The 11,831-nt window shown below is 67.1% G+C and carries 11 protein-coding genes; 7 read left to right on the forward strand and 4 right to left on the reverse strand.

Translation table 11 applies throughout. The features are described from left to right. The first annotated feature begins 76 nt into the window (after positions 1-76). From P3H15_RS20260 to P3H15_RS20285, 6 genes are all read left to right on the forward strand, one after another. A complete protein-coding gene (locus P3H15_RS20260) occupies positions 77-1,072 on the forward strand; it encodes an alcohol dehydrogenase catalytic domain-containing protein (RefSeq protein ID WP_276138900.1) in 996 nt (331 codons plus the stop codon). Between the two features lie 6 nt (positions 1,073-1,078). Continuing rightward, positions 1,079-2,473, forward strand: coding sequence for an MFS transporter (locus tag P3H15_RS20265; RefSeq protein ID WP_276138901.1), 1,395 nt, complete (start codon positions 1,079-1,081; stop codon positions 2,471-2,473). Next, positions 2,470-3,465 (forward strand): dihydroxyacetone kinase subunit DhaK, encoded by a 996-nt coding sequence (locus P3H15_RS20270; protein WP_276138902.1) that lies wholly within the window; start codon positions 2,470-2,472, stop codon positions 3,463-3,465. Before P3H15_RS20265 ends, P3H15_RS20270 begins: the two co-directional genes overlap by 4 nt. A 12-nt stretch (positions 3,466-3,477) precedes the next feature. Further along, complete coding sequence (dhaL, locus tag P3H15_RS20275; protein WP_276138903.1) at positions 3,478-4,173, forward strand: dihydroxyacetone kinase subunit DhaL; 696 nt, start codon at positions 3,478-3,480, stop codon at positions 4,171-4,173. Positions 4,174-4,243: 70 nt separating this feature from the next. Continuing rightward, entirely contained in the window at positions 4,244-5,026 is a 783-nt protein-coding gene (locus tag P3H15_RS20280) for a class I fructose-bisphosphate aldolase (protein WP_276138904.1), read from the forward strand. Positions 5,027-5,063: 37 nt separating this feature from the next. Then, positions 5,064-6,425, forward strand: a complete 1,362-nt coding sequence (locus P3H15_RS20285) for an FGGY family carbohydrate kinase (protein WP_276138905.1) — start codon at positions 5,064-5,066, stop codon at positions 6,423-6,425. 26 nt (positions 6,426-6,451) lie between these two features. On the opposite strand, the gene P3H15_RS20290 is transcribed toward P3H15_RS20285, so the two are convergent. Further along, positions 6,452-7,114, reverse strand: a complete 663-nt coding sequence (locus P3H15_RS20290; RefSeq protein ID WP_276138906.1) for a class I SAM-dependent methyltransferase — start codon at positions 7,112-7,114, stop codon at positions 6,452-6,454. A gap of 117 nt (positions 7,115-7,231) precedes the next feature. Between P3H15_RS20290 and P3H15_RS20295 the strand changes: the two genes are divergently transcribed. Continuing rightward, on the forward strand, positions 7,232-7,474 hold the full coding sequence (locus tag P3H15_RS20295) for an anti-sigma factor (protein ID WP_276138907.1): 243 nt from the start codon (positions 7,232-7,234) through the stop codon (positions 7,472-7,474). A gap of 39 nt (positions 7,475-7,513) precedes the next feature. Here P3H15_RS20295 and P3H15_RS20300 read toward each other — a convergent pair whose 3' ends face one another. The 3 genes from P3H15_RS20300 to P3H15_RS20310 all read right to left on the reverse strand — a co-directional run bounded on the left by P3H15_RS20300 (position 7,514) and on the right by P3H15_RS20310 (position 11,698). Continuing rightward, positions 7,514-8,980: an aldehyde dehydrogenase family protein gene (locus P3H15_RS20300; protein WP_276138908.1), complete on the reverse strand. Its 1,467-nt coding sequence runs from the start codon at positions 8,978-8,980 to the stop codon at positions 7,514-7,516. Between the two features lie 47 nt (positions 8,981-9,027). After that, positions 9,028-10,518: an aldehyde dehydrogenase gene (locus P3H15_RS20305; RefSeq protein ID WP_276138909.1), complete on the reverse strand. Its 1,491-nt coding sequence runs from the start codon at positions 10,516-10,518 to the stop codon at positions 9,028-9,030. A 100-nt stretch (positions 10,519-10,618) separates the two neighbouring features. Then, positions 10,619-11,698, reverse strand: coding sequence for an LLM class flavin-dependent oxidoreductase (locus P3H15_RS20310; RefSeq protein ID WP_276138910.1), 1,080 nt, complete (start codon positions 11,696-11,698; stop codon positions 10,619-10,621). Positions 11,699-11,831 lie beyond the last annotated feature (133 nt).

The raw sequence follows: 11,831 nt of genomic DNA on the forward strand, positions 1-11,831 counted from the left end.
GTAATGTCCGTCACAGCGCTGATGAGTCCGACAGACGGGCACAGAACGAACGGCGCAGGAGCGAGGAGGAAGCGACATGCGCGCAGTTGTGCTCGACGGGCGAGGGAATCACCAGTTGGTGGACACGTCCGCCCCGGTGCCCCGGGTCGGCGAGGTCGTCATCGAGCCGGCCGCGGTCGGCGTCTGCGGAACGGACCTGCACCTGGTGATCGGCGACTACCCGACCGGCCGGTTCCCGGTGGTGCCCGGTCACGAGTTCGCGGGCCGCATCGTCGAGGTCGGGCCCGGTGTGGACAACCTGACGGTCGGGCAGCACGTTGCGGTCGATCCGAACGTGGCCTGCGGCACGTGCGCCGACTGCCTGGCCGGCGCCCCGAACCTCTGCGACTACCTCGTGCCGATCGGCGTCACCTCGGACGGGGCGTGCGCCGACCTGGTGAGCGTGCCCGCCACAGTGGTCTATCCCCTGCCGGACGGGATGAGCATGGCCGCCGGTGCGCTGATCGAACCCCTGTCCTGTGTGCTGCACGGCCTCGGCCGGTCCCCGTCGCTGACCGACCGCCGGATCACGGTGTTCGGCGCCGGGTCGATCGGACTGCTGGCGGTCGTCGTCGCCCGGGCCGCGGGTGCTCGCACGATCCACGTCGTCGAGCCCAGCCCGGCCCGTCGGAAGGCCGCGCTCGACGTCGGCGCCGATGCCGCGTTCGCACCGGAGGAGAGCCTTCCGCCCCGCAGCGCCGACGTCGCGCTCGAGGCCAGCGGCCACCCCGCTGCCGTGTCTGCCGCGATCGACCTGCTCGACAAGCGCGGAACCCTGCTGCAGATGGGTGTCGTCAGCTCCGAGAAGACGATTCCGCTGCGCCCCTACGACCTGTTCGACCGCGAGCTGACGTTCGTCGGCTCACAGTCGGTCGCGAATTCCTTCGCCGACGCCGTCACGATGATGCCGTCCATCACCGAGACCGTCGAACGTCTTGTCACCCACACATTCCCGCTCGCCGAGTACGGCGACGCCATTGCCGCCGCGCACAGCGACTCGGCACTCAAAGTCCACATCCTGCCCCACTCCTGATCGGACATGTCGATGCAACATCAGATCTCCGAAGGCAGATTCGCCTCGTTCATCGAACGGATCGGCCTTCCCCCGACCTTGTTCCTCGGCTTCGTCGGCCTGCTGTTCTTCATGATCGGCGACGGTGTCGAATCCGGTTACATCGCACCGTATCTCGCCGACCACGGTGCCGGCAGCGACTCGCGTGCCGCGATCGTCATCAGCGTCTACGGCCTGATGGTGACGCTGGGGTCGTGGCTGTCGGGGGCGCTGTCGGAAACGTGGGGGCCACGCCGGGTGATGTGGCTCGGTCTCGCGATCTGGGGCGTCTTCGAGGTGCTGTTCCTCGCCGTCGCCCTGGGCACCGAGAACTACGTGCTGATGCTGATCTGCTACGGCATCCGCGGTTTGGGATACCCGCTGTTCGCGTACGGCTTCCTGGTGTGGGTGCTCGCCGCAAGCCCGGCCCGCCGCCTCGGCTCGGCCGTCGGCTGGTTCTACTTCGCCTTCACTGGCGGCCTGCCCACCCTCGGTTCACTGCTTGCCAGCGGCACCGAACCGATCATCGGCGAATACACCACCCTGTGGCTGTCTTTGGGCATCGTGATCGCCGGCGGCCTGCTCGCCCTCATCGGGCTGCGCGGCGTCTCCGGCGGCGACCGGCTGGCGGCCGAGTCGACCACCACCGGGCAGAGCCTGGTCGCAAGCATCGCGATCGCCTTCCAGAACCCGCGGGTCGGGCTCGGCTGCGTCATCCGGATCATCAACACCGCACCGCAATTCGGGTTCCTGGTGTTCCTGCCCACGATCTTCTCCGACGACCTCGGCTTCGGCACCAGCGGCTGGCTGCGCCTGGTGTTCATCGTCGGCGCCTCCAACATCTTCGCCAACCTGATCTTCGGCATCGTCAGCGACAAGATCGGCTGGCACCGCACCCTCCGCATCTTCGGCTGCCTCGGCTGCGCAGTCAGCAGCCTGCTGCTGTACTTCCTGCCGCAGACCTTCGGCGCCTACTGGGTAGCCGCACTGTGCGCCGCGCTGTTCGGCATCACCCTCGCCGGCTTCACCCCCATCTCGGTGCTGATGTCGCTGATGGCCCCGGACAAGAAGGGCAACGCCATCGCCGTGCTCAACCTCGGCGCCGGTGCCGCCACGTTCGTCGGCCCGCTGATCGTCGCGGTCTTCCTCGGCCTGATCGGCGCGGGCGGTGTCACCATCATCTTCGCCGGGTTGTACGTGGTCGCCGCACTGTGCGTGCACTGGCTGACCCTGCCGCCCGAGTCGCAGGAGATCGTCGAGAAGGGCCTGAGCCTGAGCGACCTGGACGTCGAAACCCACCACGTCATCGACCACCACGACATCCCACCCGTGCCGCGCAGCGGCGCACCGCAGTACTCGATTTCGAAGGAGCCGCCGCAATGAAACGGCAGATCATCAACGATCCCGGCACCGCCGTGACGGAGGCGCTGGAGGGCATGGAACTGTCCTTCCCCGACCTGGTGTCCTACGACACCGACCGACAGCTGATCCGCCGCGCCACCCCCGCCCGGGACAAGGTCGGACTCGTCTCCGGCGGTGGGTCCGGGCACGAACCGCTGCACGCCGGGTTCGTCGGGCGCGGCATGCTCGACGTCGCCGTCCCCGGAGCGGTGTTCGCCAGCCCCACCGCCCTGCAGGTCCACGAGGGCACCCTGGCCGCCGACAGCGGCCGCGGGGTGGTGCAGATCGTGAAGAACTACACCGGCGACGTCCTGAACTTCACCATCGCCGGCGAACTGGCCGGCGACCACGCCGTCGACACCGAGATGGTGCTCGTCGACGACGACCTCGCCACCGACGGCGACGCCGACGGACCGGGCCGCCGGGGTACCGCGGCGGTGGTCGCGGTGGAGAAGATCGCCGGGGCCCGCGCCGAACTCGGCGGATCGCTCACCGAGGTGGCCGACGCCGCCCGCCGCGTCGCCCGCACGTCCCGGACGATGAGCCTGGCCCTGCAGGCGGGCACCCACCCCGGCGAGGACCGCCCGGCGTTCGACCTGGCCGACGACGAGGTCGAGCTCGGGGTGGGCATCCACGGCGAACGCGGCACCTCCCGCGTCCGGTACGCCTCCGCCGACGAACTGAGCGAAATGCTGGTCACCCCGCTGGTCCGGGATCTGGGGCTGGGCCGCGGCTCCGCCGTCCTGGCCATCGTCAACGGGCTCGGCGGCGCCTACCCGCTGGAACTGTCGATCGCCGCCCGCGGCGTGCACCGGCTTCTGGGCGCCCGCGGCATCACCGTGGCCCGCACGCTCGTCGGCACCTACGTGACCTCGCTCGACATGCACGGTTTCTCGGTCACCCTGACCCCCGTCGACGCCGATCTACTGAAGCTGTGGGATGCCCCGGTGCGGACCCCCGCGCTGAATTGGTAAGGAGCCCAACACATGAACTCGACGACCGCAACGGCACTGCCGACCACCTTCGCGCCCCGCTGGGTGGCCGCGATGCTGACCACGGTGCTGGGCACCTCGGCCGGTGGCGGCGCGGCCACCGCCCTCGGTGAACTCGACCGCCAGGCCGGGGACGGCGACTTCGGCACCAACCTCACCTCCGCGTTCACCCGGGTCCGGGACGAGATCACCGCGACGTCGCCGCAGACGTTCACCGCCTGGCTGACCGCCGTCTCGCGCGGGTTCCTCGGCACCGGCGGCACCAGCGGGCCCCTGTTCGGAATGTTCTTCCGCGACATCGCCCGCTGCGCGACCGGGGACACCCCGACCCTGACCGAACTCGCCGACGGACTGGCCGCCGCGGTGGCGACCGTGCAGCGATACGGGAAGGCGCAGGTCGGGCACAAGACGATGGTCGACGCCCTGGTTCCCGCCGCACAGGCGCTGAGCGAGCAGGCTGCCGCCGACGTGGACCCGGTCCGCGCGCTGAACCTTGCCGCCGAGGCCGCGCAGGCTGGCGCCCTGACCACCCGCGACATCGTGGCCCGCCGCGGCCGCGCGTCCTACGTCGGCGAAGTCGCCCGCGGCGTGCTCGATCCCGGCGCCGTCGCCGTCGCCCTCATGATCCAGTGCGCCGCGGCCGCGGCGAGCGGTCACGACGGACCCGTCGACACCGCCTGGACGCACTGACCGCTCACGTACCTGCACACCGTTCGAACCAACCCCTCGAACCAACCCACAAAAGAAAGTGAACCGAAAAATGAGCATGGAATACCGGATGCGCCGCACACTGCCCAACGACCGGGCGGCGATCATCATGCCGGTCGATCACGGACTGATCTTCGACCGCATCCAGGGCCTCGAAACCCCCTCCGCACCGTTCGCCGCCTGGGCCGACACCGACGTCACCGGATTCATGATGACCCCCGGACAGGTCAAACAGACCGAGAAATTCTTCGCCGAACACCCACACCTGAGCCGCGTACTCACCATCGACACCTACTACGACGTCACCACCCTCGACGGCGGCGGCTCCCACGAACTGATCACCACCGTCGAAGAAGCCGTCCGGATGGGCGTCGACGCCGTCAAAATGCTCTTCCCCTGGAACATCTCCCGCAGCGAACGCGCCGCCATGTGCGCCCGCGTCGGCAAGGTCGTCACCGCCTGCGACGCCTGGGACATCCCCCTCGTCCTCGAACCGGTCATCATGGGCGCACCCCGCACCGACGACGTCGTCGTCCAAGAAGAGAAGGTCGCCCGCATCGCCTACGACCTCGGCGCCCACATCATCAAGATCGCCTTCCCCGGCGAGGAACGCACCGCCCGCCTCGTCGACGAACTCCGCGTCCCCCTCGTCATCGCCGGCGGACCGCTGGCCGGCGATGTCGACGAGACCGTCGACGCCATCGGGCAGACCCTGCGCGCCGGCGCCCGCGGAATCATCGTCGGCCGCAACATCTGGCAACGCGAACGCAGCGAAGGCGAGCGCGTGCTGAAGGAGATCGGCACCCTGACCCGGAAGGTGAGTTTCCCCGCCTGAGCGGGTACTCCGACGGCAGACGACGAGGACAGGACAGATGACACGAGACCGCAGTGGGCGCTCACCGGTGGTGTGCGGCGTCGATATCGGGAGCACGAACACGAAGGTCGTGGCGCTCACACCTCAGGGGGCGGTCGTCGCCAGGCGGCGGCGCACCACTCCCCGCGGTGCGGTCGACCTGTCCGTCGACGCACAACATCTGCTGTTCGCGATCGAGGAGATGATCCTCGACATCTGCTCGGACACCTACCGGGTGCACGCGGTGAGCGTGGCCGGGGTCGGCGAGGACGGTGTGCTCGTCGACGACGCCCTGACCCCGCTCACCCCGGCACTGGCCTGGTTCGACACCCGGCGCGCCGACGTGTTCGCCGACCTGGCCCCGCGGCTCCGGCCGGACGCGGCGCTCTGCACCGCCGACGACGCCGCACGTACTCTCGTCGGATGGCGTTGGGCAACAGACCAACCCGGCGCCGCGCAGGCCCGGTCGTGGGTTGCGCTCACCGACTACCCGTCGAGTGTGTGGACCGGCACCCCGTTCTTCAGCGACACCCTCGCCGCCCGCACCGCCGCGTGGGACGGTCACGGCCGGCGGTGGATCGAGGACCGGGTGGCCGCCGGCATCGGCACGGCCGCGTTGCTGCCGCCGGTGCGCCGGGCCGGTGACGTCATCGGCGGATTCCTCTCCGACCGTCTCGTCACCGCGGGTGTCATCGATCCCGACGCCGTCGTCGTCGCCGGCGGCCACGATCATCCGATCGGCGGCTGGGGAGTACACGCGATGGACCCCGGTGCCGTCCTCGACTCGATGGGCACCGCCGAGGTCGTCGTCGCCCAGGCTCCCGAGAAAGGAATACCCCGCAGCGACGACCTCGATGTCGCACCCGGAATCCTTTCTGCCGGAACCACTGTGCTTTCCGTGGAGGAACTGGCCCGCAACGTCGAATGGGCGTCCCAGGACGCCGCCGTCGGTGCCCGCCTGCAGGAGATGATCTCCGGCGACACCCCAACCGACGACTACCTGCACGCGCCGGTGTTCGTCCCCGGCAGCCGAGGCGGCGCGCTGCCCCGCTACACCCCCGACGCCCCCACGTCACCGCTCTCGCGTGCCTCCGCGGTTCTCGGCGCCCTCGCGCGGATCGGTGCCCGCGCGCAGGACGCAGTCGCGGCATGCCTACCCGGGCAACCGGCCGTCTACGCCGCGGGCGGTTGGTCCCGATCGCCCGGATGGGTCGAGACCAAGAAGGCGGTCACCGGCCGCGATCTCACCGTCATCCCCGAACCCCAGGTCACCGCGACCGCGGCAGCACTGCTCGCCGCGGTCGCCATCGGATGGGATACCGATCCCGCCACCGCGATGGGCATGACGACGCATCTCGACGACGTCGGCGCACACGTATAGGCGTCGACGAAGTCCCACTCCGCGCCTCAGTCGCGGTGCGCCGACAGCAGCCACGCCGGCAGCATGGCCCGGCCCTTGTCGTCGCGCTGCCAGTTCGCGGCCTCCTCCGGGCCGAGCAGCGCGTGAATGAACGCCGGGCGGAGGTCGTCGATGATCCAGTATTCGGCGACGGCCTCCCGTAGCTCGTCGTCGGTCACCGGGTTCGGTCCCTGCCCCTCGGGGAAGGCGCCCTTCGCGAACACCAGGATGTAGTAGGACGCGCCGGGTGCGGCCGCCCGGGCTACGGCCTGCAGGTAGTCGCGACGCCGGTCCACGGGCAGGGAATGGAAGAGGGTGCTGTCGACGATCGTGGCGAAGCGGCCGTCGAAACCCGTGAACGAGCTGATGTCCGCCACCTGGTACGTGGCCGTCGTCAGGCCACGATCGGCCGCTGCAGCCTGAGCTGCCGCGATGGCTGTCGGCGACAGGTCCAGACCGACCACCGTATACCCCTGCGCCGCCAGCTGCAGGGACGTTTCGGCGTGTCCGCACCCCGCATCCAGCACATCGCTGCGGAATTTGCCTTCCTCGATCAGCGCGGCGATCTCGGGCTGCGGCTCACCGATGTTCCACGGCACCGGCCCCGAAAATTCCTTCGCATCGCCTCGGTAGATGTCGTCCCACGGCGCAACCTGATTGTCCTCGGTCATGACCTCGACCGTACGCCCACCGGCTCTCGCCACCGTCCCGTGTAACGATCCGGGCAATTCCGGACACTGTGCCAATAGCCGCAGACGCTGGGTCGGCGGGACTCAGGAGGCACTCCCGTGAAGGAATCGAAACGAACGATGGACTGTCAGGAACTCGTCGAACTCGTCACCGTCTACCTCGAGGATGCGTTCGCCGCGCAGGCCAAGGCCAGGTTCGAGACGCACGTGTGCGAATGCGGCGGCTGCGCCCACTACGTCGACCAGATGAAGCAGACGGTGCACACCCTCGGCGAACTGTCGATCGAGGAACTCGACCCGGCACTGCGGGACCGCATCCTCGCCGACTTCCGGCGACAATGAAACCGTCGCACTCGTGCACTCGTCCCCTATGCTCTGTGCTCACCATCGGGTCACGACCAACTTCTGATCAGTGAAGAAATCCAACGGCGCCGCACCACACACATGCGAATCCCCATAAAACGACGCACCGTACCCACCCATAGTCACATTCGCCGGCGGCGCCGGAAACGCATTGACCCCCACATTCCCGGCCCGCACACCCCGCTCGAACTCCGCCGCCACCACACCCGAAGACGTGAACACCGCAGCCGCATTACCGAACTCCGTATCATTCGACAACGCAATCGCCTCCGCCAGCGTATCCACCCGATGCACATTGATCACCGGCCCGAACAACTCCGCCCGCTCCACCCCATGCCGCGGATCCAGATCCGCAACAATCGTCGGACCGACGAAATACCCGTTCTCCACCCCCACACCACCCACCGGCTTCACACCCCGACCATCGAGGACGAACGTCGCACCCAGATCCTCCGCCTCCCCCAACGCCGCCAGGATCCGCTCCTTACTCTCGGCGCTGACCACCGGGCCCATCGTCACACCCTCGACCGCACCGTCACCGACCACCAACTGATCAGCCAACGCCACCACACGATCCATCAGATCGCCGTAGACATCACCGACCACCACCACCCGACTCCCCGCCAGGCAACGCTGACCCGCCATCCCGAACGACGACGACACGATCCCGGCCGCCGCCCGATCCACATCCGCATCCGGGGCCACCACGATCGGATTCTTCGCACCACCATTGGCCTGCACCCGCTTCCCCGCCGCCGCAGCCGCCGCATAAATAGCCCGCGCCGTCGGCGACGACGTAATGCACGACACCGCCGCCACCGACCGATGCGCAACCAGGTACTGCACCACATCCGCCCGGCCATGCACCAAACTCAGCACCCCATCCGGCAGACCCGCCTGCTGCAACAACCGAATCACCGCAATGGACGCCAACGGATCCTGCTCGGACGCCTTGATGATCAACGCATTACCCGTCACCAACGCCCACGCCGAGAACTGCACCGTGTTCATCACCGGGAAGTTCGACGGCGTCACCGCCACACACACCCCCAACGGCTCCCGCACCCGCCGCGCATCCACACCAGTGGTGACATTCACCGCATCGCTGCGATACAGCATCGGAGCCGCAATCGCCGTCTCCACAAAATCCACAGCCCGCCCCACCTCCCCCCGCGCCTCATCCAACGTCTTACCCTGATCGACCGTGATCGTGCGCGCCAACGACTCCACATTCTCCTCGAGAATCGCCTTCATCCGATACAAAAACCGCACCCGCTCCGACAACGGCCGCGCACCCCACTCCACCGCAGCCACCGCAGCCGCCACCACCGCCGCCTCCGCATCCTCAACCGTCGCCGGCACCAAATCCGCAATCCGCTCCCCCGAAGCCGGATTGAACACCCCGATCACATCCGTACCCGACCCCGACACCCACCGACCACCAATCAAACACGCAGCCGCCACATCCACATCAACCACAGTCACAATCACACCCTCACTACTCGAAAATCGTTGGTAAGTGCCGCCGGCCGTTACAGCCCGACCACCACGGTCTTGAGCTCGAGGTACTCGTCGAGACTTTCCTTGCACGTCTCCCGGCCCCAGCCCGACTGCTTGTATCCGCCGAAAGGCAGTGCCGCGTCGACCGTCTGATAACAGTTGATCCACACCTGGCCGGATTCGATCGCCGTGGCCATGCGGTGGGCGCGGCCGAGGTCGCGTGTCCACACTGCTGCACCGAGACCGTAGTGCGTGTCGTTGGCCAGCTCCAGCACCTCGTCCTCGGTGTCGAACGGCACGATCGTCAGGACCGGACCGAAAATCTCCTCGCGCAGAACCCTCGAATCCGGACGGACGTTGGTCAGGACCGTCGGCTCCACGAAGTACCCGTTTTCGCCCCACACCGTTCCACCGGTGAGGATCTCGGCGCCTTCGCTGCGGGCCAGATCGATGAACCCGATCACCCGGTCTCGGTGTTCGGCCGAGATCAGAGCACCCATCTGTGACGTTGCCTCGAGACCACGCCCCAATTGGATACTTTCGGCCGCCTCGACCAGACCGTCTACGACATCTTGGAACACCGAGCGGTGAGCGTACAGACGCGATCCGGCAACACAACTCTCCCCCTGGCAGGCGAAGATCGCCAATGCCGCGGACGGGATGGCCTTGCCGAGGTCTGCGTCGGCGAAGATGATGTTGGGCGATTTTCCGCCCAGCTCGAGCGACACTCGCTTGAGGTTGCCCGTGGATGCCTTGATGATCGCCTTACCTGTGGATCCCGAGCCGGTGAAGCTGATCTTGTTCACATCCGGGTGCTCGACCAGAGCTGCGCCCACCGTCTCGCCGTACCCGGTGACGTAATTGAACACTCCATCCGGGAAGCCGGCTTCGAGAACCAGTTCACCGAGAAGCGCGATCGACAGCGGAGTTTGCTCGGCCGGCTTGACCACCACGGTGTTACCTGCCGCCAGCGCAGGCGCGATCTTCTTGACCGCCATCATCAACGGCAGATTCCACGGGACGATGCACCCCACCACGCCGAGCGGCTCACGCAGTGTATAGGCATGGTAGGGCCCACCGAAATTCGTCGGGAACGACACCGGAATGGTGTCACCCGTGATCTTGGTCGGCCAGCCCGCGTAGTACCGGAGAATGTCGATGGAGAAGGCCACGTCGACGTAACGTGCTTCGCCGATGGGCATTCCCGCGTCGAGTGATTCCAACTCGGCGAGTTCCTGCGCACGCTCCTCGATCAGATCCGCGAGGCGCCACAGCAACAGGCCACGTTCCTGTGGTGTGAGCCGGCTCCACCGACCGCGGAACGCCGTCCGTGCCGCGTCGACTGCGCGGTCGACGTCCCGGGCGTCACCGGCCGGGACGCTCGCGACGACCGCGCCGGTTGCGGGATCTTCGACGGCGATCGTCTCGGCCGTGGCCGAATCGACCCATTCGCCGCCGATCAGCATCCTTTCGGCCTTCTTGATATTTGTCTTCAGGTCTTCGCTGAACAGTGTTGCGGACATGGTCACATCCTCAATCTCGGTCACGGACAGACGTATTGTGGAATCTTCACGATCAGGTGGCCGGGTCCGGCCGTTTCCACACGGCCGGACCCGACTTCGCTCACACCGCCTGCAGCGCGATCGGCGGAGTGAAGTTCTTCATCAGTGGGAACACTTCTCTACCCATGCGCTTGATGTCCTCGACGTAGTCCGGGAAGACGAGCATGTATCCGGCGACGTCGATTTCGGCCCACTCGTCGAGCTGACGGGCGATACTCTCCGGCGAACCGGTGATGAAGTCCGTGGACATCTGCACGGCGCCTTTGGTATCCATGCTCGCGAGGATCTCCGAGGTACCTCCCTGCGCGGAGTCGGTCGACGCTCCGCCGAGCATGTAGTTGATCGCGGCCAGGTCCGCGTTGTCGATGAAGTTCTGCAGCTTGGCCTCTGCTTCCTCGTCGGTGTCGGCCATGACGACACCGAGGGCGACGTAGGGCCGGATGGTCCGGCCTGCCTCGTCCATCTGCGCGTTGAATCGCTCGACGACACCCTCGAGAGCGTCTTTGCCGCCCCATGCCAGGCGGAATGAGTAGTCGGCATATTTGGTGGTGAACTGGATGGCGTCATCCGAGGCGCCCGCGCACACGATGTTCATGTGATGGTCGGGTTTCGGGCCCATCCGGAGGTCCTCGTACTGGAAGTGCTTGCCCTTGAAGTTGGACACGCCCTTCTCCCAGAGCTCCCGCACCACTTGGCAGTACTCGCCCGCGTACTGCCAGCGGTAGTCGTTGTACTCGTAACCGGGCCACACGTTCATGGTCTCGAGCTCACGGGGGTGCCAGCCCCCGGGAACGATGTTGAGTGAGAAACGTCCCTCGCTGATCTGGTCGACCGTCATGGCCATACGAGCCGCTATCGCGGGATGAATGGCGAGGATGTTCACGGAGCCGATGAGCTTCATCGCCGTCGTATCGCGTGCCAGAGCTGCCATCTGGGTCATCGATTCCAGTGCGTCGTCCCAGAAGCGGGTCGTGCCACCGTGACCGCGGAGAGCCGACAGCGACAGTGCGAACGAAAAACCGTGCTCCTCCCCGGTCTGAACGATCTCCTTCATGTGCGAGTACGTCGGTGAGTACTGCGGGGCAGTCTCGGAAATGATGTAACCATTGCGAGCGCTGGGAATGAAGATTCCGAACTCCATCTGGGTGTTCCTCTCTGTTCGCGGCCCGGTCTGACACGGGTCGGGGTTGGTTGCGTCGAGGCGTGTGCAGTGCGGCACGATCGGACGTGTGGGAACGGCGAGAACGACCATGGTTCGTGCGACCGGTTTCGAG

Origin of the sequence: Rhodococcus sp. T2V (genome assembly GCF_029269925.1) — a bacterium.
Taxonomy (GTDB): domain Bacteria; phylum Actinomycetota; class Actinomycetes; order Mycobacteriales; family Mycobacteriaceae; genus Rhodococcus_F; species Rhodococcus_F koreensis.